Raw genomic sequence first — 20860 nt, forward strand, 5'->3', positions numbered from 1 at the left:
TTGCCGTCTTGAGTAAACCAGCCGTCAAAGGTGTGGCCCGGATATACGGGCTTTACGGCGGGCTCCTCCACCTTGGGCCCGGTTGTCTGGACGGTCATGAGGGTAGTCCCGTTGGGGGAGAATGTTCCGGGGTGTGCGTCAAAGATGACATCGAATTTTCCGCTGTCCTCCTCCGCCAGGGCCGTCATGGGCAGAAGCCCCAGGCACAGCACCAGGGCCAGCAGGAATGCCGCAATGCGTGTTCTCTTCATGTTTCGTGATATCTCCTTCTTTGCGTTTTGTCCCGCCGGAAAATCCTTCCTGCGGGACCTGGCAGCAATTATATCTTGTTCGGGGCGGAAAGGCAATACCCGGGGCGCAAAAAAGCCGCCCCACGGGCGGCAGACGGGCAAAAACATCCCCCCATCCGCTCCTTCGGCGAATGGGGGGCTCAACCATTGATCGGACTATCCATTGGTCTTCGTACCTCGTGCTTTCTTAATGCTGCCGTTCGGGGGGATTCGCTGGGGTTTGGGTGATCCGTGGGGTTTCCAATCCATAAAACAGTTTCTCGCGCCGACCTGTTGGTCCCGCTGGCTCATCATAATGAGGGGTGTTTCGTCTTTGGGAATTGCCTGAGATCACGCTGTCGCCGGGTATGCGCTGGGGCTTTTCGAACGGCGCTTGGAAGACGTGGGTTTTCGTGTCGGACTAGTACACTGGACTCACCTCTTTCTGTAGCTAAAATATACAATAATTTTGAACGGCTGTCAAGGCCTTTTGTGAGATTTTACGTTTTCGCCAAAGGTAAACCGATTACCTCCGGCGAAAATCACAAAACCCCCGGGCCGGGAGCGGGATTCCGCCTTGTGCTTTCCCGGCTTTCATGGTATGATAACGCTGTTGAATTTTAAATATCACCGGTACGGATGGAGGAAGCGTTTTGAAGCGAGAGGAAATCGTGGTCCCGGAGGGGGAAATCGCCCGCCAGCGGGGCTTTCAGGAGAAGATAAAGGCCATGTTCGCCGCCCGGGGGGCCCATCCCAGGGCCTGTGTGGAGACCTTCGGCTGCCAGCAGAACGTGGCGGACGGACAGCGGATCATGGGCATGCTGGAAGCCATGGGCTTTGCCTTTACGGAGGCCCCCGGAGAGGCGGACCTGGCCCTGCTGAACACCTGCGCCGTCCGGGAGCACGCGGAGCAGCGGGTCTTCGGGAACCTTGGCATCCTGACCCACTCCAAGAAGGAGAACCCGGAGCAGGTGATCATCCTCTGCGGCTGCATGGCCCAGGAAGAGCGGGTGGCGAAGCGGGTAAAGGAATCCTACCGCCATGTGGATTTGGTCTTCGGGCCCCAGGCCCTGTGGCGCTTCCCGGAGCTTTTATGGCAGGTTTACGAAACCCGGAAGCGGGTCTTCTCCACCGCCGAGGAGCACGGCTGCATCGCCGAGGGCCTGCCGGTGGTCCGGGAACGGGGGGTGAAGGCCTGGGTTTCCATCATGTACGGGTGCAACAACTTCTGTTCCTACTGCATCGTGCCCTACGTCCGGGGCCGGGAGCGGAGCCGGGAGCCCTCCGCCGTGCTGGCGGAGGTCCGGGAGCTGGTGGAGGCCGGGTATAAGGACATCACCCTGCTGGGCCAGAACGTGAACTCCTACGGCAATGACCTGGATACCGGGTATCATTTCCCGGACCTTCTGGAGGACATCGACCAAATCCCCGGGGACTACTGGGTCCGCTTCATGTCCAGCCACCCCAAGGACGCCACCCCCCGGCTCTTCGACGTGATGGCGAAGTGCCGTCACGTTGCCAAGCAGCTCCACCTGCCCTTCCAGTCCGGAAACGACCGGGTGCTGGGGGAGATGAACCGGCGCTACACCCGGGAGAAGTACCTGGAGCTGATCCGCCGCGCCCGGTCCGTCATGCCGGGGCTGGTTTTGACCAGCGACGTGATCATCGGCTTCCCCGGGGAGACGGAGGCGGAGGCCATGGACACCGTGTCTTTGGTGGAGGAGGTGGGCTTTGACGCCCTCTTCACATTTCTCTACTCCCCCCGTCCCGGCACCAAGGCGGCGGCGCTGCCGGACCCGGCCTCACGAGAGGAGAAGCAAAAGTGGTTCGACAAGCTGCTGGAGGTCCAGAACGCCCGCTCGGCGGAGATTCACGCCAGATATGCGGGCAGGACGGTCCGGGTCCTGGTGGACGGCGAGAGCGAGGACGGGGAATACCCCCTCTCCTCCCGGACGGAGGGAAACCGGCTGGTGCGGTTAAAGGGGGACAAGTCCCTGATCGGGCGGTTTCTGGAGGTGAAAATCACCGGGAGCAACACCTGGGCGCTGTACGGGGAGCCGGTCTAAGAAAGGGCCATCCACTTGCCCAGGGAGACGGCCTCCTGGAACAAAAGCCGGTCTTCCAGGTCCCGGAGGCCGCAGCAGGCGTCCTTGTAGTCCTCCACCAGGCGGAGCTGCTCCGGGGTCAGGGCTTTCTCCAGGGCCTCCCAGGCGAAATCCCGGCGATTGTTCCAGCGGCTGTAGTCTATGAGGTCCAGGCGCACGTCCAGAAGCAGATGATCTAAGATATAACGATACAGGCAGTCGAGATAGCCGTCCATGGTGTGACCTCCCCTAAAAGACGCGAATGTGTTCTTGTAGGACTATTATAGCAAACACACCTGTGTCTGTCAAGGCGTACAGGAGAAGAATATGACATTTTCACAGCATCTTTTAAAATTGCGCAAAGAGCGAGGGCTGAAGCAAACGGAACTTGCCCCTTTCATTGGTATCAGCTGGCGGGCCTATCAGACTTACGAACGTGGGGAGCGGGAACCACAAATGTCCACCCTCATTGCCCTGGCGGATTTTTACAACCTCTCCCTGGACGAGCTGGTCTGCCGGGACTGGCCCAAAGAGCCGGAGGAATAAAAAAGACCCTGCGCCGCGCGCAGGGTCTTTCAGGCAGTTATTGACAAATGTGCTATAATAGAAACCGGCAGGAGAGGCGGGGTCAATCCTCTTTCAGGCGGAAAGAGGTGAGGCCCATGAGCGCGCTGGAAGTCATCGCATTACTTACGCTCGTGATTGCGGCTATCCAATTAGGTCATAACCTAAAGAAATAACCGCCCCCCAGTAACAGCAAGAAGCGGCAATTTCTCAAGCTATAAACTTGTAAGACGATTGACCGCCAACCGGCTGCCACCGGCTGACCGCCCTCCTGCCTTTATTATAGCGGACCCCGCCCGGTCTGTCAAGGGCGGCTTGAATACAAAACAGGAGGTACTCCCATGAAGATCGTCACCCTGCTGGAAAATACGTCCGGCCGTCCCGTCCTTGCCGCCGCCCGGGGCCTTTCCCTCTATGTAGAAGCGGCGGGGCGCAAGGTCCTCTTCGACATGGGGCCCGACGCCTCCTTCCTGGGCAACGCCCGGGCCCTGGGAATCGATCCTGCCGCCGTGGATACCGCCGTGCTGTCCCACGGGCACTCCGACCACGGCGGGGGCCTGGCAGCATTTTGCGAGTGCAACCGGAGGGCAAAGATTTACCTCCGCCGGGAGGCCCTGGGGGCCTATTACGCCGTTTTGCCGGGGCAGGAACCGAACTACATCGGCCTGCCGGAGACGGGGGCTCTTGCGGAGCGGTTCTCCTTCACCGGGGACCGGGAGGACCTGGGGGACGGGCTGACCCTGTTCTCGGACGTGGAGGACGACAAATCCCTCCGGGCCGCGGCCCCCAAGCTCCAGGAGAAGATCGGGGAGGGCTTCCGGCCCGACGGCTTCGCCCACGAGCAGCATCTGCTGGCGGAGGAGAACGGCAGGGCGGCCCTCCTGATCGGGTGCGGGCATTCAGGCGTCGTGAACATCCTCCGGGCGGCGAAGCGGCATCTGGGCCGCCTGCCCGACGTGGTCTTCGGCGGCTTCCACCTCTTCGAGCTGGCCCCCGGCGCGCCGGAGGCGGAGGCGCTGCTCCGCGCCACGGCGGAGCAGCTGCGCCAGGGAAGTACGATTTACTACACCGGCCACTGCACCGGGGACTGGGCCTATGGGCGGCTCAAAGAAGCGCTGGGGGACCGGCTGCGGCCCATGGACTGCGGCGCCTCGGCGGAGCTGTGAGCAGGAGTTTTTAGAGAAAAGAGAGGAATCCCATGGCAGAGCTGACCCCCATGATGAAGCAGTACCTGGAAATTAAAAAGCAGAACCCGGATTCCATTTTGTTCTTCCGCCTGGGCGACTTCTATGAGATGTTCGCCGACGACGCGAAGCTGGCCTCCCGAGAGCTGGACCTGACCCTTACCAGCCGGGACAAGGGTAAGCACTTAAAGCCCGCCGAAGAGCAGGTGCCCATGTGCGGCATCCCCTATCACGCCAGCGAGAGCTACATTGCCCGGCTCATCGCCAAGGGCTACAAGGTGGCCATCTGCGAGCAGATGGAGGACCCCGCCGCCGCCAAGGGGCTGGTGAAGCGGGACATCATCCGGGTGGTCACCCCGGGGACGGTTACCGACGCCGGCTGCCTGGACGAGAAGGCCAGCAACTTCCTCTGCGCCGTCTACGCCGACGCCCGGTCCGCCGGAATCGCCTTTTGCGACATTACCACCGGCCGGGCCCACCTCACCTCCTTCACCGGGAAGGACCGGGCGGAGCATATTATCAACGAGCTGGGCCGCTTCTCCCCCGCCGAGGCGGTGGTAAACGACGGGGCCTATGCCGAGACGGCCCTGGTGGCGGCCCTCCGGGAGAAATTCCGCTGCCGGGTGGAGCGCGCCGGGGAGCGGCGCTTCCTATTGCCAGAGGCGGAGCGGAATATCCGCAGGCAGTTCGGCGAGGAGGCCTGGAACCGGCTTCCCGCCGCCGTGCCCGCCGCCGCCATGGCCCTGGGGGGCTTGCTGAGCTACTTATACGAGACGCAGAAGACGGACCTTTCCTACATCAACGACTTAGACTACTATGAGCAGGGCCTCTTTATGGAGCTGGACCTGACTGCCCGGCGGAATCTGGAGCTGACCGCCACCATGCGGGGCAAGGAGAAGAAGGGGAGCCTTCTCTGGGTGCTGGACCGGACCCAGACCTCCATGGGGGGCCGGTGCCTCCGCAGCTGGCTGGAGCGGCCCCTCTTGAACGTCACCGCTATCACCCGGCGCAGCGGGGCCGTGGCGGCCCTGGTGGGGGACACCATCGCCCGGGAGGAGCTGATCGCCGCCCTCTCGGGCCTGGGGGACATGGAGCGGCTCATCGGCCGCATTGTCTACGGCTCCGCCGGAGGGCGGGATTTGGCCTCCCTCCGCTCCGCCATCGGGAAGCTGCCGGAGATTAAAAGCCGCCTCGCCGCCTTTTCCGACCGCCGCCTCCGCCAGCTTTCAGAGGAGCTGGACGCCCTGGAGGACCTGGGGCGGCGCATCGCCGAGACCATCTGCGACGAGCCTCCCTTCTCCGTCCGGGAGGGGGATTTGATCCGGGACGGCTTCCACCCGGAAGTCGACCGCCTGCGGCATATTTTAAAAAGCGGCAAGGGGGTCATCCCCGAGATGGAGGCCCGGGAGCGGGAGCGCACCGGCATCCGGACCTTAAAAATCAAGTACAACAAGGTCTTCGGCTACACCATCGAAGTCTCCAACAGCTATAAGGGCGAGGTGCCCGAGACTTATATCCGCAAGCAGACCCTGGCGGGGGCGGAGCGGTACATTACCCAGGAGCTCAAGGAACTGGAAAACTCCATCCTCACCGCCTCGGACCGGGTGGTGGCCCTGGAGTACGAGCTGTTTACCGCGCTCCGCCAGGAGATTTCCGCCGCCTCCGGCCGGGTTTTAAAAACCGCCGGGGCCGTGGCGGAGGCGGACGCGCTGGCGTCCCTCGCCGCCGTGGCGGTGCGGAACAGCTACTGCCGCCCGGACGTGGACGAGTCCGGGGTGATTGAAATCCGGGAGGGCCGCCACCCTGTGGTGGAGCGGATGCTGAAGGACAGCCTCTTTGTCCCAAACGACACGTTCCTGGGGGAGAAGGAGAACCGGGTGGCCATCCTCACCGGCCCCAACATGGCGGGCAAATCCACCTACATGCGCCAGACGGCCCTGATTGTGCTCATGGCCCAAATGGGCAGCTTCGTCCCCGCGTCCCACGCCCGCATCGGCGTGGTGGACCGGATCTTCACCCGGGTGGGGGCCAGCGACGACCTCTCCGCCGGGCAGTCCACCTTCATGGTGGAGATGACGGAGGTGGCGGACATCCTCCGCCGCGCCACCAAGCGCTCTTTGCTGATTCTGGACGAGATTGGCCGGGGCACCTCCACCTTCGACGGCATGAGCATCGCCCGGGCGGTGCTGGAGCACTGCGCGAATCCCAAGACCCTGGGGGCCAAGACCCTCTTTGCCACCCACTACCACGAGCTGACGGAGCTGGAAAACTCCCTGCCCGGCGCGGCGAACTTCCATCTCGCCGTGAAGGCCCGGGGGGAGGAGATCATCTTCCTGCGCAAAATCCTCCCCGGCGGGGCGGACCGGAGCTACGGCATCGAGGTGGCCAAGCTGGCGGGCCTGCCGGAGAAGGTGCTTCAGCGGGCCCGGCAGGTGCTGGAGGAGCTGGAAACCGGGGGCAGGCCCCCCGCCCCCCGGCGGGAGGCGGAACAGGTCTCCCTGGGCTCCCTGGGGGAGGGGGAGGTGCTGGACGCCCTGCGCCGCTGCCAGCCGGACACGCTGACCCCCATCGAGGCCATGAGCCTCTTGTATGAGCTGAAACAAAAACTGACGTAAAGGGGCGGCTATGGCTAAGAAACGACCCTCCCCGGGGCTGACGAACCTGGAGCGGTTCGGGGGCGGCATCTTCTTTGTGTTTTACCTGCTCCTCCTCCCGCTTATGGCGGGGCCCGCCCGGCATTTGGCGGGGGAGCTTCTGGGGCGGCGGATTTCCGGGGAGCTGTACGGCGCGGTCTATTACTACGGCCTCTTCGCCGTGACGGCCATCCTCTTCCACCGCCTGCTGGGAACCTCCACCCGCCGCTTTTTGGACGAGCCCGCCCGGGCCCTCAAGACGGCGGGGGTGGGCATTGTGGCCTATTACGGCCTCAGCGAGCTGGCGGCCCGGCTGGGGAGCGTATTCGTGGACCGCTCCGGGAATTTGAACGACGCGGTCATCTCCGCCCGGACGGGAAGCGCCCCCCGCATGACGCTGCTGATTGTCGTCTTCCTGGCCCCCTTTGTGGAGGAGACGCTGTTCCGGGGCCTGGTCTTCGGGGGGCTGAAGGAAAAGAGCCGCCTTTTGGCCTATGCCGCAAGCTGCGCCCTCTTCGCCCTGGTCCATGTGTGGCAGTTCGCCCTGGCGAACCGGGACCCGGCCTACTTCCTGGCTATGGTCCAGTATCTCATCCCCGGCCTGGTGCTGGCCTGGGCCTATGAGCACTCCGGGACCCTCTGGGCCTCCATCGGCCTCCACGCCGGGGTGAACGCCTTGTCGGCCCTGGCGGGGTCCTTATAACGCGGGGCACGCGCGCCCGGGAAAGAAGTTTTGCTATGAGTTTTCTGGATACCTTCGCGGAGATGCTGGTGCTGCTGTTCGCCATCGCCGCGGGCTTTCTGGCAAACCGCCTGGGAATCCTGGGCGGCCAGACGGACAAGCACATCTCCAAGCTGCTGCTGGACATCACCCTGCCCTGCATGATTCTGGGCTCCGTGTGCACGGGGGAAGCCCTGCCGGAGCCCGCGGTGGTGCTGGGAACCCTGGGGGTGGCGGCGGTGTTCTACCTGCTGGAATCTGCCTTTGTCCTGGCGGTTCCGCCCCTGCTGGGGGGCACGCCGGGGCAGAAGGGGGTCTGGCGGTACACCCTGGCCTTTCCCAATGTGGCCTTTATCGGCTACCCGGTGATAGCCGCCCTCTTTGGGGCGGAGGCCCTGTTTTACGCCGTGATTCTGGTCCTGCCCTTCAACCTGATGACCTTTACCCTGGGGCCGCTGATGCTCACCGGGGCCAAGCGGTTCAGCCTCCGGCAGATGTTCTCCCCCTGCGTGGTGTCCGCCCTGCTGGCCCTGATTCTGGCCCTGGGGCGGCTGCGGCCCCCGGCCATGATTGGGGAAGCCTTGGAGTTTGTGGGGAATGTGACGGTGCCGCTGTCGCTGCTGTTTGTGGGCTCTTTGCTGGCGGGGATTCCCCTGGGGCGGATGCTGGCCTCCCCCCGGCTGTGGATTTTGACGGCGGTGCGGCTGCTGGCCCTGCCCGGCGCGCTGTGCTTCCTCCTCCGGTGGATGGGGACGGACCCCCTCATCCTGGGGGTGGCCGTCATCCAAATGGCCATGCCCGCGGCGGTGAACGGCTCGCTTCTTTGCATGGAGTACGGCGGGGATGCGGAGTGCATGGCCCAGATCACCTTCGTCTCCACCCTGGCCTCCATCGTCACCATTCCCATCATCGCGGCGCTTTTGTTTTAACGGCCCGCCGGGCCCCGGAAAGGAGGAAACCCTATGCCCAGCATTCAGCAGCTGCCCCCTCATGTGGCGGACCTCATCGCCGCCGGGGAGGTGGTGGAGCGCCCCGCCAGCGTGGTGAAGGAGCTGGTGGAAAACGCCCTGGACGCCCATAGCTCCGCCGTGGTGGTGGAGCTCCGCCGGGGCGGCATGGGCCTCATCCGGGTGACGGACAACGGCTGCGGCATCGCCCCGGCGGAGCTGCCCACCGCCTTTTTGCGCCACGCCACGTCCAAGCTGCGGGGCCCCGAGGACCTGGGAAAAATCGGCACCCTGGGCTTCCGGGGGGAGGCCCTGGCGGCCATCTCCGCCGTCAGCCGGGTGGAGATTCAAACCCGGCGGCGGGAGGACCCCACCGGCGCTGCGCTGCGCCTGGAGGGGGGCGTCCCCGGCGCGGTGGAGGAGGCCGGAGCTCCGGAGGGCACCACCATCCTGGTCCGGGACCTCTTCTACAACACCCCTGCCAGGCTGAAATTCATGAAAAAGGACAGCGCCGAAACGGCGGCGGCCGGCGGTTTAATGCAGCACCTGGCCCTGTCCCATCCGGACGTGTCCTTTAAATTCATTAAGGACGGCACGGAGGCCCTCCACACCCCCGGAGACGGGCGGCTGGACTCCGCTATTTACGCCGCCCTGGGCCGGGAGTTCGCCCGGAGCCTCCTCCCCGTGAAGGGGGGCGGAGGCGGCGCGGCGGTGTCGGGCTTCATCACCCGGCCCCTCCAGGGCCGGGGCTCCCGGGGGATGCAGGTCTTTTTTGTCAACGGGCGGTTCATCAAGTCCCAGCTTCTGACCGCCGCTTTGGAAGAGGGCTACCGGAACCAAATCATGAAGGGCCGCTTCCCCGGCTGCGTGCTGGCGGTGACCCTGCCGGTGACGGCGGTGGACGTGAACGTCCACCCCGCCAAGACCCAAATAAAATTCGCCCAGGAGCAGGCCGTTTTCAACGCGGTCTACCACACCGTGCTGGACGCCCTGGCGGCGCAGGGAGGGCCGGTTCCCGCCGCCCCGGCGGACCCGGAGAAAACCGTGAATCCCCGGGGGGACTTCTTCCAGTCCATGGACGCGAAAGCCTACCGGGAACAGGGGGCGAAGCCCGCCGCCCCGGCCCCCAGGCCCGCCGCGCCCCTTCCCGCCTGGGACACGGAGCGGACCGGCCCCCGGCTGTCGGACAGCGCGCCGCCGCTGCCCAAAACGCCCTCTCCCCGCCCGGCCCTGGGGCGGAGCGGGGCCTTCCCGCCCCTGCGGCAGGACGCGCCGTCCTCGGTCCTGGGGCTAAAGGCGGAGCGGGCGCCGGCGCCTCCCGCCCCCCCGGCGGAGCCGAAAGCTTTGGCGGAGCCCGCTCTTCCAAGGGAGCCGGTTTCGCCGGAACCGCGGCCCTTCGTCCCCGCCATTCCCCAGGCGGAGCTGCCGGGGCAGGAAACCCTGGAGCCCCCCGGCGAGGCCCCCTGGCGGATTGCCGGGGAGCTGCTGCGGACCTACATCGTCTGCGAGAGCGAGGCGGGGGAGGTCTGGCTGGTGGACAAGCACGCCGCCCACGAGCGGGTGAACTTCGACCGCCTGAAAGCCGCCCTGGAGCCCCCCATGCGCCAAGCCCTGCTGACCCCCGCCGCCGTGGAGCTGGGCCGGGAGGACGGGGCGCTGCTGCTGGAGCACCTGCCCCTTTTGGAGGAGCTGGGCTTTTCCTGCGAGGACTTCGGCGGCGGGGCCGTGCTGGTGCGGGAGATTCCGGCGGACCTGGACGCGGAGGACGTGACCGCCACTTTGGAGGAAATCGCCGGGAAGCTCCGCTCCGGGCGCTCCCCGGCGGAGCGGCGGGAAAGCCTCCTTCACACCATGGCCTGCAAGGCCGCTATCAAGGGCGGCTGGAAAAGCGGCCCGGAGGAGCTCCGGGCCCTGGTTGACAAAGTCCAGAGCGGCGAGGTCCGCTACTGCCCCCACGGGCGGCCTGTGGCGGTGAAGCTGACGAAATATGAACTGGAGAAAATGTTTGGGCGGGCGTAGCCCGCTTCAAGGGGGAGCGGGCTCCCCCTTGAGAATCCCCCGTCTCCAGTGACGCCGGTCGCTGGAGACGCCGCCCAAGGCGGCTGGAGTCTTGGTATTTTCCTGACGCGCATGTCGTCAGGAAAATGATTCAAATTTATTTTCCGCCAAGAGCGGAAAACCAGGGGAGTGCCCCTGGACCCCGGGAGGGCAAGCCCATTCTTACAACGATACCAGACGAGGAATGACATGAAGCTTTTATTCATTGACGGCTGTATCAGCCAGCGGGGGCCGGCGTCCCGGACCCGCGCCCTGGCGGAGGCCTTTCTCTCCGCCTTCCGGGAATCCCACCCCGGGGCGGAGGTGGAAACCGTGACCCTGGAAGCGCTGGATTTCAAGCCCTTCCTTCCCGCCGCCCTGAACCGGCGGGACGAGCTGGCCTCCGCCGGGGCCTTCGGCGCGCCGGTGTTCGGCCTGGCCCGGCAGTTCCAGGCGGCGGACAAAATCGCCGCCGCCGCGCCCTTCTGGGACATGAGCTTCCCGGCGGTGATGCGGATCTACATCGAGCATATTTCCGCCAACGGCCTTTGCTATCACTATGAAGCCGGCGGCTGCCACGGGGACTGCCGGGCGGACCGGCTGGCTTATCTCACCACCAGCGGGGACTTTGAGCGGCCCGAGAGCCTGGGGGTCCTCTACTGGAAGCAGCTTTCCAAAATGTTCGGCGTCCCCCGGTTTGACTACGTCTTCGCCGGAGGGCTGGACGTGGACCCCGCCAAGGCCCCGGAGCTTTTGGAGGCCGCCTGTGAACAGGCCCGGGCCCTGGGCCGGAGCTTCTGAGATGGCGCCGAAGATCGTCTGCGTCGTGGGCCCCACCGCCTGCGGGAAAACCACCCTGGGCGTCCTGCTGGCCAAGAAATTCGGCGGCGAGGTGGTCTCCGCCGACTCCATGCAGATCTATCGGGGCATGACCATCGGCACCGCCGCCCCCACGGAAGAAGAGATGGACGGCGTGCCCCACCACATGATCGCGGTAAGCGACCCGGCGGAGCAGTGGTCCGCCGCCCGCTACGCCCAGGAGGCCGTCCCCATCATCGACGGCATCCTGGCCCGGGGGAAGCTGCCCATTTTAGTGGGGGGCACCGGCCTTTGGATTGACGCGGTGGTAAAGGGCCACGGCTTCGCGGCAGGCTGCGCCGGAGGGGCCGTGCGGCGGGAGCTGGAAGAGCGGCTGGCGGCGGAGGGCATCGAGCCGCTGCTGGAAGAGCTGCGGCGGGCGGACCCGGAATCGGCGGAGCGGCTCCACCCGGCGGACGAAAAACGGATTCTGCGGGCCCTGGAGGTCTACCGGGAGACCGGGAAAACCATCACCGCCCACAACGAGGAGACGAAGGCCCTGCCCCCCCGGTACGGCGCGGTGTGGATCGGCCTCCAGTTCGCCGACCGGGCGGACATGAAGGCCCTCATCGACCGCCGGGTGGACCGCATGGCGGAGGCGGGGCTGCTGGAGGAGGTCCGGGCCCTTTTAAGCCGGGGGCTTCCCCGAAACGCCACGGCCCTCCAAGCCATTGGATACAAGGAGTTCCTGGGAGTCCTGGAGGGGACGGCCACGGAGGCGGAGGCCCTGGCGGAGGTAAAGCTCCGCTCCCGGCAGTACGCCAAGCGGCAGCTGACCTGGCTGCGGCGGAATCCGGCCATTCACTGGATCTTCTGGGAAAAAGACCGGGATTTTGCCCGGGCCCTACAGGTTTCGACGGAAATTCTCACCGCCGCGGGGGTATCCTAGAAATTGGCAAAACGATTCGCCCGGACCCCCTCGGGGAAGCCGAGGTCCTTCGTTTCGCTGAACCAACCAACAGCGCCCCCCGGGGCGCGCGGACAAAAGAAAAAGGAGCGGACGATATGCAAAGCAAACAGAACCTACAGGACCTCTTCCTTCTCCGGGCCAAGCGGGACCGGGTGCCGGTCACCATGTTTTTGATGAACGGCTTTCAGATGCGGGGAACCATCACCGGCTTTGACTCCTTCGTGGTCATTCTGGACAGCGAGGGCCGCCAGCAGGTGATCTACAAGCACGCCATCTCCACCATCGCCCCCACCCGGACGGTCTCCCTGGCCGGGGAGGAATGAGCGCCCGTCCCCCGGGACCGAAATGAGGAAGGCTACATAAAAGCGCTATGAAAAAGAAAAAAAGCGGCATTGGAACCAAATTACTGATGGCCGCCCTCTTCCTGGGAGTGGCGGGCTACTTCGGCATTCAGGCGTTTCAATACCTGGACGACCCCCTGGGGATAATCCTGGCCTACCGCTATGAGGTGGAGCAGGCCGTGGACATGACGGGCTACGTGGTCCGGGAGGAGCGGGTGCTGCCTGACGAGGGCGGCGGCCTCCTCCGGATTCAGCGGGCGGAGGGAGAGCGTGTGGCCGCCGGGGGAACCGTGGCCTCGGTCTACGCGGACCAGGCCTCCCTGGACCGCCAGGCGGAGATCGACAGCCTGGAAAGCCGGGTGGAGCAGCTCCAATACGCCCAGAACCTGGCCCTGGCGGCGGAGACCACCCGGAAGCTGGACGCCCAGATTGCCCAGAACCTGCTGGAATACCGCCGCCTCCTGGCGGCGGACAGGCTCTATGACGCGGAGAGCGTCGTCCTGGAGCTCCGGGCCCTGGTGCTCAAGCGGGACTACAGCGACGCGGGCGGCGAGGACGCGGCCCTCCAGCTCCAGGAGCTGGGGGCGCAGCTTTTGACCCTCCGGTCCCAGGCCGAGGGAACCGTCCGGCGCGTCACCGCCCCGGAGGCGGGGCTGTACTCCGCCGAGGTGGACGGCTACGAAACCGTGCTGACCCCGGAGGCGCTGGACGGCCTGACCCCCTCCGGCCTGGCGGCCCTGACGGCGAACCCGGCGGACCCGGCGGCGGTCTCCCGGACGGGAAAGCTGGTGCTGGGAGACGAGTGGCGCTATGCCGCCGTTTTGCCCTTCGAGGAGGCCGCGGCCCTTCAGAGCTTGCAGGCGGAGAGCGGGGGAACGCTGTGCCTCCGCTTCTCCAAGGGCGTGGACCGGGATTTGCCGGCGGTGCTGGAATCCATCGGCCCCCGGGAGGACGGCCGGGTGGTGGCGGTGTTCCGGGGGACGGCCTATCTCCGGGATCTGACGCTGCTGCGCCAGCAGCGGGCCCAGATCATCACCGGCGTTGTCTCCGGCATCCGGATTCCCCGGGAGAGCCTCCGGGCAGAGCGGGCCTATCTGGACGAGAACGGGAAAACCGTCACGGAGGATCGCGCCGGCGTCTACTGCCTGGTGGGCCGGGAAGCCCGGTTTAAGCCGGTGGAGGTGGTCCACAGCGGGGAGAGCTTCATCCTGGTGGCCCCCGCGCCGGAGCTGGACCAGAGCGTGGAAAAGGACGCCAAGCGGATCATCCGCCCGGGGGAGCAGGTGATCGTCTCCGCCCGGGGCCTGTTCGACGGAAAGGTGCTTACCTGAACAGGCGCCCCAAACTAGTAAAAAGCCCCGTCCGGCGCCGGGCGCGGCATCATCAAGAAAGAGGGATGCATTCATGTCAATTGCGGAAAACATCGCCCGCGTCCGGGCGAACATCGCCGCCGCCGCCGCGGAGGCGGGCCGGAGGCCCGAGGAAATCACCCTGGTGGGGGCCAGCAAGATGAACGACGCCGCCGCCTGCCGGGCGGCCGTTGCCGCCGGGATCGACGCCCTGGGGGAGAACCGGGTCCAGGAGATGGCCGCCAAGCTGGCGGAAAGGGCCTACGACGGCGCGCCGCTGCACTTCATCGGCCACCTCCAGCGAAACAAGGTGAAGCAGGTGGTGGGAAAGGCGGCGCTGATCCAGTCCGTGGGCTCCCTGGAACTGCTGGAGGAACTTGAAAAGGCCGCCGCCCGGCTGGATACCGTCCAGGACATCCTGCTGGAGGTCAACATCGCCGGGGAGGAGGCCAAGAGCGGCTTTGTCCCGGCGGCGCTTCTCTCCGGGGCCGGTGCGGCCCTGGAAAAGGAGCATCTGCGGGTGCTGGGACTGATGGCCATTCCCCCGGCGGACGCGGAGCGGGAGGAAAATCTTCAATATTTTGACAAAGTTCGGGCGCTCTTCCTTGACATGAACGAGAAATTGTACCATAATAGTCTTCAGGTTCTGTCTATGGGCATGAGCGGCGACTATGAGGACGCCGTCCGCGCCGGGGCCACCATGGTCCGGGTGGGCACCGCCATTTTCGGGAGCCGCCATTACACATGACACAAGCGGAATATTACGCCCGAACGGAACGTGAGGAAGTAATATATGCCATGTTCTGCATCCGCCCCCCGGCGGGCAGAACGGCTCAAATCAAACAGGCTGTTTCCGAATGGGACATTCGAGAGCGGCACGAACGGGAGGTACATCCATGAGTATCCTGGACGAGATAAAAAAGCTGACCCACCCCTATGAGGATGAAGACGACGATTCCGCCGAATTTGAGGACGAGGCCCAGGAGCGGGACGTGTTCGAGGAGCGCCGCTCCTCCCGCTACGACGACCGCCGGAACAAGGTGGTGAACATCCACGCCACCACCCAGCTGAAGGTGGTGCTGGTGAAGCCGGAGCGCTTTGAAAACGCCTCGGAAATCGCCGACCAGCTGAAGGACAAGCGGACGGTGGTTCTGAACCTGGAATCCACCAACAAGGACGTGGCCCGGCGGCTCATCGACTTTTTGTCCGGCGTGGCCTACGCCGGAGAGGGCAAAATCAAAAAGGTGGCCGCCAACACGTACATCATCACCCCCTACCATGTGGACATCGAGGGAGATCTGATCGACGAGCTGGAAAACAACGGGCTTTATTTCTGATAGACCATATTGTAGACCATATTGACTTGCGCGCTGGGGAGGATTTGCGACTATGCTGACACCGCAGGAGGTTTCCGCCCGCTCTTTCACCAAGACGATGATGGGCGGCTACAACATGACCATGGTGGACGAGTTTCTGGACGAGCTCACCGACGACTACACGTCCCTCTACAAGGAAAACGCCTCTCTCAAGGCCAAGATGAAGGTCCTGGTGGAAAAGGTGGAGGAGTACCGGGCCACGGAGGACTCCATGCGGGCCACGCTGCTCACGGCCCAGCGGATGGCGGACTCCATCATCAAGGAGGCGGAGGAGAAGCGGGACGGCATCCTCCAGCAGGCGGAGGCCGCCGCCCGGGAGAAACTGGACGGCTACCGCAGGGAGGCGGAGCAGTGCGCCAAGCGCCTCCAGCAGGGGCAGGATGAGATTCAGCGCTTCGTGGCGGAAAGCCGGGCGCTGTGCGAGAAGGAGCTTCGCTTCCTGGAGGAATTCCCCGCCATGCCCCTGGAGGAGAGCGAGCCGGTAAGCGCCGCCGCGGAGGAGATTGGGGAAAAGATCCTCTCCGCGGGGGAGCCCGCCCCCGCCCCCGCCGCGCCGGAGCCCGCCCCCAAGGCCCCCTCCGCCCCCCAGGCGGAGAGCAGGCCGAAGACGGCGTCCGAGCCTGTGGAGGAGGTCTTCCGCACCCTGGTGGCCGGGCCGAAGGTCCCCGGGCAGGCGCCCACGGCGGAGAAGCTGCTGGACACCCTGGCGGCGGCGGAGGAAGCCCAGTCCCCGGCGGAGGACCTGAGCGCCACCCGGCGGGTGAACATCAACGAGCTGAAATTCGGCCCCAATTACCGCAGCGAGTCGGACTGACCGCCCTCTTAAGGAAAGGAGGAGCGGCTATGACCAGGCCTATCATCGCGTTTTTGTACGACTTCGACAAGACCCTGTGCACCACGGACATGCAGAACTACGCCTTTATCCCCAGCCTGGGGATGACCCCGGCGGAGTTCTGGGCGGAGGCCAACGGGTTTGGCCGGCGGAACCGGATAGACGGAATTCTCGCCTATATGTACATCATGCTCCGGGAGGCGGAGCGGAAGAAGCTGCCCTTCACCAGGGAGGACCTGGTGGAGAAGGGCCGCCAAATCGAGCTTTTCCCCGGCGTGGAGAGCTGGTTTTCCCGCATCAACGCCTTCGGCGAGGCCCAGGGCGTCCGGGTGGAGCACTATGTCATCTCCTCCGGCCTCCGGGAGATCATCGAGGGGTCTTCCATCAGCCATGAATTCAAGGAGATTTACGCCAGCGAGTTTTATTACGACGAGACGGGACGGCCCGTCTGGCCCAAGCTGGCGGTGAACTTCACCGCCAAGACCCAGTTTGTCTACCGGATTAACAAGGGGGTCCTGGACGTCTCCGACGACAAGACCCTCAACGACTCCATGCCCGACGACAGCAAGCGGATTCCCTTCCCCAACATGATTTACATGGGGGACGGCCTTTCCGACGTGCCCTGCATGAAGATGATGCGGGCCTACGGCGGCCAGGCCATCGCCGTGTACCAGGACGCCAACCGCACCGGCGTGGAAGAGCTGCTGGCGAAAAAGCGGGTGGACTTCATCTTCCCGGCGGACTACCGGGAGGGCCGGGCCCTGGAGGAGACGGCGCAAAACATCATCCGCAAAATGGCCATCGCCGATCGGCTGTGGGAGGAGAATCTCCGCCAGCTCCGGCACCTGGGGGAGGATGTGCTGCCGGACCAGGTGGAGCTGTTTTCCAATCCGTAAGCACCGCGGGACCGTCCTTTGGCGGCCCCGCTTTTTTCCTTCCCGGCGCAAGGTCTTGCAAATCCCCTTCCCTCATGGTACAATGGGACATCCAAAAGAGGGGGGCGCCTATGAGCCGCATCAGCAAGGAAAACTACTACCTGGACATCGCCCAGACGGTCCTGGAGCGGGCCACCTGCCTGCGGCGGGTCTACGGGGCCATCATCGTGAAAAACGACGAGATCATTTCCACCGGATACAACGGGGCCCCCCGGGGCCGGGCCAACTGCGTGGACCTGGGCTTTTGCTCCCGGGAGGCCCTTCAGGTCCCCCGGGGAGAGCGCTATGAGCTCTGCCGCAGCGTCCACGCCGAGGCCAACGCCATCATCTCCGCCGCCCGGAAGGATTGCGTGGGGGGCACCCTCTACCTGGCGGGACGGGACGCCCAGACCGGGGAGCTGCTGGGGGACGCCACCTCCTGCTCCATGTGCCGCCGCCTCATCATCAACGCCGGGCTGGAGCGGGTGGTCATCCGCCGGACGGAGACGGAATTTGAGGTCATCCCCGTCGCGGACTGGATTGCCGGGGACGACCTGCTGTTTCTCGGAGAGAAACAGCCCCCGGCTCCCACCGACCCTTGACCAAGCCGGAGCGGCGGCATGGAACTTCTGCCGCCGGAAAGGAAGGATTGCGTTTGAAAGCGGGACTTGTCACCTTCTATCACCTGCACCACTACGGGGCCATCCTTCAGGCCGCCGCCACCCAGCGGGCCCTGGCCACCCTGGGCTGGGAGTGCGAGACCATTGACTATTTTGTGGGTCAGGACATCCGCATCCTCAAGCCCCCCACCACGCCCGCCCGGGCGGCGAACGACGCCTACAACACCCTGCACTACCCCGCCCTGAAGCGGCGCTGGCAGCGGTTTGAGGATTTCTCCCGGGCGAACCTGAACCGGACGGCCCGCCGCTATGAAAGCCGGGAGGAGCTGGAGAGGGCCAGGCTGCCCTTTGATCTTTTGATCGCCGGAAGCGACCAAATCTGGAATCCCACCATCTTCCCCGACGGGCGCTTCGACCCCGTCTTCTTCGGCGCCTTCTCCCCCCTGCGGAAGATCGCCTACGCCCCCTCCTTCGGCGTCGGGCACCTGCCCGAGGGCATGGAGGAGGAGCTGAACGGGTATCTCGCGTGCTTTTCCCACCTCTCCGTCCGGGAGAGCTCCGGCCGGGACATCGTCCGGGAGGCCGCAGGCCGGGAGGCGGAGGTGGTGCTGGACCCCACGCTGCTGCCATCGGCGGCGGAGTGGTCCGCCCTGGCGGCGGAGCGGACGGTGGCGGGAGACTATATCCTCTGCTACTGCATTTCCCGCTCCGGGGCCCTGGAGCCCTATATCCGCCGCCTGGCGGAGGAGACCGGACTGCCGGTGGTCCAGCTCTGCGGCACCCGGCGGAAGCTCCACCCCAAGGCGAAGCTGATTTTTGACGCGGGCCCGGCGGAGTTTTTGAGCCTGTTCCAACACGCCGCCTACGTCTGCACCAACTCCTTCCACGGGACGGTGTTCTCCGTCCAGTTCCAGCGGCCCTTCTTCACCGCCGTGGCCCCGGCGGAGCTTCAGGACCCGGAGCGTTCCCGGACCTTCAGCCTCTTAAGCCGCCTGGGGCTTACGGACCGGGTGGTGGGCAAGGGGGACGCCGCGACGCTTTTGGACGTTCCCGACTGGGCCGGCGCGGGGGAACGGCTCTCCGCCGCCCGGGCGGGGGCCATGGCCTATTTGAAAGCCGCCCTGGCGGACGAGCCCTGGGAGAAGGGCAAAGAGGCCCCCGCCAGGGAAGCCGGTCCCCTGCTGGCGGACCGGACCTGCTGCACGGGCTGCTCCGCCTGCGCCGCCGTCTGCCCCAGGGACGCGATTGCCCTGGTCCGGGACGGGGAGGGCTTCGCCTTTCCAGCGGTGGACCCGGAAACGTGCGTCCATTGCGGAATCTGCACAAGCACCTGCCCCGCCCTCCGGCCGCGGGAGACCAAGCCCCTGCCCGCCGCCTTCGCCGCCTGGAACAAGGAGGCGGACGTCCGGCGGGACTCCACCTCCGGCGGGGCCTTCTCCGCCCTGGCGGACTATGTGCTGGAAGGCGGAGGCGTGGTCTTCGGCGCGGCCCTGGACGCCAGGCAGCACCTGCGGCACATCGCCTGCTTCCGCAAGGAGGACCTGTGGCGCCTCCGGGGGGCCAAGTACGTCCAGAGTGATTTGGAGGGCGTCTTCCGGGAGGTGAAGAAGTGCCTGGAATCCCGGCAGGTCCTCTTCTCCGGCACCCCCTGCCAGGTGGACGGGCTGTACCGCTATCTGGGGACCCGCCCGGAGAACCTGACCACCTGCGATTTGGTCTGCCACGGCGTGCCCTCCCCCGGCGTGTGGGAGGACATGGCCCGGTATATCGAGCGCAAGCGGGGCCGGGAGCTTCAGACGGTGCGCTTTCGCAACAAGGTGGAGGGCTGGAAAAACAGCCACTTCACCGCCGTATACGACGACGGCACCGTGGACACCCACCCCCTCTTTGAGACGGAATACGGCCGGGCCTTTGGCCGGGCGCTGTTCCTGCGGCCTTGCTGCTACCGCTGTCCCTACGCCAGTTTGAACCGGCCCGGGGACTTCACCCTGGGGGACCTGTGGGGCCTCCGGCCCGACGAGCTGCCCGAGCAGCAGCAAAAGGGGGTCAGCCTCCTGCTGGTGAACACCCCCCACGCCAGCCATGTCTTCGACCAGCTCCCCCTGGTCCGCCGCCCCTTCCCCGTGGAGCGGGCCATCGCGGGAAACCCCCGGCTGGCCTCCCCCACCGCCCGGCCGGCGGACCGCCCGGCCTTCTTTGCCGCCTACGCCCTGGAGCCCTTCGACCAGGTGGTCCGGAAATTCTGCGCTCTGCCTCCCCTGCCCGTCCGGGCGGCGGGGAAGGTTCTTTCGCCGGAGATGAAGGCGCGGGTGAAAAAGGTCTTGAAGCGGGAATAAGCGCTTCCTTGGAAAGAAACGCCGCAAGGCAGATAAAGAAAGCCCCCCTTCAAGGGGGGCTTTCTTTATTTTCAGCATTTCAGCGTCCCGTTTTTCTCAAAGGCGGCAATGACCGCGTCCATCACCGCCCCCCGGAAGCCCGCTTCCTCCAGCTTCCGCACGCCCTGGATGGTGGTGCCGCCGGGGGAGCAGACCGCGTCCTTCAACGCTCCCGGGTGCTTCCCGCTCTCCAGAATCAGCCGGGCGGAGCCCAGGACCATCTGGGCCGCGAACGCCTGGGCCTGGGCCCGGGGCAGGCCGCAGGCCACGCCGCCGTCCGCCAGGGCCTCTACAAAGAGATCCACGAAGGCCGGGCCGCAGCCCGCCACGGCGGACCCCGCGTCCATCAGCCCCTCCGGAACGAGGGCGAACCGCCCCGCCCCGGCCATGGCCTCCAGAAAGGAGTCCGTCTCCGCCGCCGTCACGCCGGGGCCGGGCGTGTAGAGAATCATCCCCTCCCCGATGGAGCAGGGGGTGTTGGGCATGACGCGGAGGACGGGGTAATCCCCTCCCGCCATGCTCTGAATACCGGCGATGGTCAGACCCGCCGCCATGGTAACCAGGACAAAGCGGTCCTTCCGGGCCCCCAGCTCCGGGCCGATTTCCGCCAGCAGCTCCCCCATCACCTGGGGCTTGACCCCCAGGAAGATGTAATCCGCGTTCCCCGCGATGGTCCGATTGTTGGACAGCGGGGCCCCCAGCTCCTTTGCCAGGGCCGCCGCCTTGGCCTCCGTCCGGTTGGCCAGGAGGAGGTCTTCCCCCGCCAGCTTCCGCCGGGCCGCCCGGGCCAGGGCCCCGCCCATGTTTCCCGTGCCGATGAATCCGAATCGCATAGCCTTCCCCTCC

General features: G+C 65.7%; 20 protein-coding genes. 17 read left to right on the plus strand and 3 right to left on the minus strand.

The window, feature by feature from the left end; translation table 11 throughout:
- Nucleotides 1-251: hypothetical protein (locus Q1M04_RS00300; protein ID WP_300446106.1), on the minus strand; the 251-nt coding region annotated here is incomplete at its 3' end.
- Between the two features lie 671 nt (nucleotides 252-922).
- Here Q1M04_RS00300 and miaB point away from each other — a divergent pair.
- The gene (gene miaB, locus Q1M04_RS00305; RefSeq protein ID WP_297996708.1) at nucleotides 923-2335 is read left to right on the plus strand and encodes a tRNA (N6-isopentenyl adenosine(37)-C2)-methylthiotransferase MiaB; all 1413 of its coding nucleotides are present in this window, start codon (nucleotides 923-925) and stop codon (nucleotides 2333-2335) included.
- On the opposite strand, the gene Q1M04_RS00310 is transcribed toward miaB, so the two are convergent.
- On the minus strand, nucleotides 2332-2589 hold the full coding sequence (locus Q1M04_RS00310) for a hypothetical protein (protein ID WP_297996706.1): 258 nt from the start codon (nucleotides 2587-2589) through the stop codon (nucleotides 2332-2334). The two genes, miaB and Q1M04_RS00310, sit on opposite strands and share 4 nt — an antisense overlap.
- Nucleotides 2590-2680: 91 nt before the next feature.
- On the opposite strand from Q1M04_RS00310, the gene Q1M04_RS00315 reads away from it, so the two are divergent.
- From Q1M04_RS00315 to Q1M04_RS00390, 16 genes are all read left to right on the plus strand, one after another.
- Nucleotides 2681-2899 carry a helix-turn-helix domain-containing protein gene (locus Q1M04_RS00315; RefSeq protein WP_293281070.1) on the plus strand — a complete coding sequence of 73 codons (219 nt, stop codon included), beginning with the start codon at nucleotides 2681-2683 and terminating at the stop codon, nucleotides 2897-2899.
- A gap of 359 nt (nucleotides 2900-3258) precedes the next feature.
- The gene (locus Q1M04_RS00320; RefSeq protein WP_297996704.1) at nucleotides 3259-4083 is read left to right on the plus strand and encodes an MBL fold metallo-hydrolase; all 825 of its coding nucleotides are present in this window, start codon (nucleotides 3259-3261) and stop codon (nucleotides 4081-4083) included.
- 32 nt (nucleotides 4084-4115) lie between these two features.
- Nucleotides 4116-6716 carry a DNA mismatch repair protein MutS gene (gene mutS / locus Q1M04_RS00325; protein WP_297996702.1) on the plus strand — a complete coding sequence of 867 codons (2601 nt, stop codon included), beginning with the start codon at nucleotides 4116-4118 and terminating at the stop codon, nucleotides 6714-6716.
- Between the two features lie 10 nt (nucleotides 6717-6726).
- A complete protein-coding gene (locus Q1M04_RS00330; RefSeq protein ID WP_297996700.1) occupies nucleotides 6727-7437 on the plus strand; it encodes a CPBP family intramembrane glutamic endopeptidase in 711 nt (236 codons plus the stop codon).
- A 35-nt stretch (nucleotides 7438-7472) separates the two neighbouring features.
- Nucleotides 7473-8384, plus strand: coding sequence for an AEC family transporter (locus tag Q1M04_RS00335; protein WP_297996697.1), 912 nt, complete (start codon nucleotides 7473-7475; stop codon nucleotides 8382-8384).
- 33 nt (nucleotides 8385-8417) lie between these two features.
- Nucleotides 8418-10421: a DNA mismatch repair endonuclease MutL gene (gene mutL, locus Q1M04_RS00340; RefSeq protein ID WP_297996695.1), complete on the plus strand. Its 2004-nt coding sequence runs from the start codon at nucleotides 8418-8420 to the stop codon at nucleotides 10419-10421.
- A gap of 228 nt (nucleotides 10422-10649) precedes the next feature.
- The gene (locus tag Q1M04_RS00345) at nucleotides 10650-11240 is read left to right on the plus strand and encodes an NAD(P)H-dependent oxidoreductase (RefSeq protein ID WP_297996693.1); all 591 of its coding nucleotides are present in this window, start codon (nucleotides 10650-10652) and stop codon (nucleotides 11238-11240) included.
- Between the two features lies 1 nt (nucleotide 11241).
- Nucleotides 11242-12186: a tRNA (adenosine(37)-N6)-dimethylallyltransferase MiaA gene (gene miaA / locus Q1M04_RS00350; protein ID WP_297996691.1), complete on the plus strand. Its 945-nt coding sequence runs from the start codon at nucleotides 11242-11244 to the stop codon at nucleotides 12184-12186.
- 116 nt (nucleotides 12187-12302) lie between these two features.
- On the plus strand, nucleotides 12303-12530 hold the full coding sequence (gene hfq / locus Q1M04_RS00355) for an RNA chaperone Hfq (protein ID WP_293280208.1): 228 nt from the start codon (nucleotides 12303-12305) through the stop codon (nucleotides 12528-12530).
- A gap of 47 nt (nucleotides 12531-12577) precedes the next feature.
- Nucleotides 12578-13879, plus strand: a complete 1302-nt coding sequence (locus tag Q1M04_RS00360) for an HlyD family efflux transporter periplasmic adaptor subunit (protein WP_297996689.1) — start codon at nucleotides 12578-12580, stop codon at nucleotides 13877-13879.
- A gap of 73 nt (nucleotides 13880-13952) precedes the next feature.
- The gene (locus tag Q1M04_RS00365) at nucleotides 13953-14645 is read left to right on the plus strand and encodes a YggS family pyridoxal phosphate-dependent enzyme (protein ID WP_297996687.1); all 693 of its coding nucleotides are present in this window, start codon (nucleotides 13953-13955) and stop codon (nucleotides 14643-14645) included.
- Between the two features lie 148 nt (nucleotides 14646-14793).
- Entirely contained in the window at nucleotides 14794-15234 is a 441-nt protein-coding gene (locus Q1M04_RS00370) for a cell division protein SepF (protein ID WP_293280214.1), read from the plus strand.
- 52 nt (nucleotides 15235-15286) lie between these two features.
- Nucleotides 15287-16087: a DivIVA domain-containing protein gene (locus tag Q1M04_RS00375; protein ID WP_295755545.1), complete on the plus strand. Its 801-nt coding sequence runs from the start codon at nucleotides 15287-15289 to the stop codon at nucleotides 16085-16087.
- Nucleotides 16088-16116: 29 nt separating this feature from the next.
- A complete protein-coding gene (locus tag Q1M04_RS00380; RefSeq protein ID WP_297996684.1) occupies nucleotides 16117-17001 on the plus strand; it encodes an HAD family hydrolase in 885 nt (294 codons plus the stop codon).
- A 110-nt stretch (nucleotides 17002-17111) separates the two neighbouring features.
- Entirely contained in the window at nucleotides 17112-17621 is a 510-nt protein-coding gene (locus Q1M04_RS00385; protein ID WP_293281265.1) for a deaminase, read from the plus strand.
- Between the two features lie 53 nt (nucleotides 17622-17674).
- Nucleotides 17675-19975, plus strand: coding sequence for a polysaccharide pyruvyl transferase family protein (locus tag Q1M04_RS00390; RefSeq protein WP_297996682.1), 2301 nt, complete (start codon nucleotides 17675-17677; stop codon nucleotides 19973-19975).
- Between the two features lie 71 nt (nucleotides 19976-20046).
- Here Q1M04_RS00390 and proC read toward each other — a convergent pair whose 3' ends face one another.
- Nucleotides 20047-20847 (minus strand): pyrroline-5-carboxylate reductase, encoded by an 801-nt coding sequence (gene proC / locus Q1M04_RS00395; protein ID WP_297996681.1) that lies wholly within the window; start codon nucleotides 20845-20847, stop codon nucleotides 20047-20049.
- Between the last annotated feature and the right edge of the window lie 13 nt (nucleotides 20848-20860).

This window comes from uncultured Oscillibacter sp. (genome assembly GCF_950073225.1).
Lineage (GTDB): Bacteria > Bacillota > Clostridia > Oscillospirales > Oscillospiraceae > Oscillibacter.